Source organism: Mannheimia kashgarensis (assembly GCF_041807705.1).
In the GTDB taxonomy this organism is placed as follows: domain Bacteria; phylum Pseudomonadota; class Gammaproteobacteria; order Enterobacterales; family Pasteurellaceae; genus Mannheimia.
Genome location: NZ_JBGTYY010000071.1, coordinates 1 through 614, shown reverse-complemented (window position 1 = coordinate 614; position 614 = coordinate 1). Strand labels below are relative to the sequence as shown.

At 33.2% G+C, this 614-nt stretch carries 1 protein-coding gene; it reads right to left on the bottom strand.

The genetic code is table 11. The features are described from left to right. The coding region (locus ACERCF_RS12555) for a phage/plasmid replication protein, II/X family (protein ID WP_373625792.1) at window positions 1-614 on the bottom strand (614 nt) is incomplete at both ends.

The window sequence follows — 614 nt, the reverse complement described above, 5'->3', positions numbered from 1 at the left end:
TAATAATTCAAAATCATCTAAAGTCGGTTCTGTATACCAGTCAGGTCTTTGACAGCTAAAGTCTATTTCAACAAGTTTCATCAAAGGAATGATGTTATGCCGTTCGTGAGCTTTTAGATTTTGTAATTGGGCTTTAGTTAAACCTACGGCCATAAGATCCTTTTCATATCTCCAAAATGTGTTTCTTGGCATAGCGTCTAAGGTTTCCCTATAGCCATCACTTAGTAAATTCTTATAAAAACTGAATAAACGATCAGCTTTCGCATAGCTCACATTTCCTTTTGGAGTGATTGAAAAATAATTTTTCCGTAATAAACGCTGAATTTGATCTCTGTTGTAAATATTCATATTGCTTTCCCCGACAGCCTTAATAATGTCTTTGAATGCGTCTTGCCATAGGTCTTTAATCAGGCTTCTACCCTGCTCTTCGTAATCTCTCTGATAGTTAATTAAGTCAAATAAATTGCGTGGGATTTGATGTTTATCTAAATAACGTTGTTTTAATCTTGCTTCAAAACGAACACATTTTTTTGAAAATTCAATGAGATTTGGATTACTTAATACTTGAATTGAGTTTTGCAGATACTTTTTACTTGGTGATTTTTTGAAGTCGT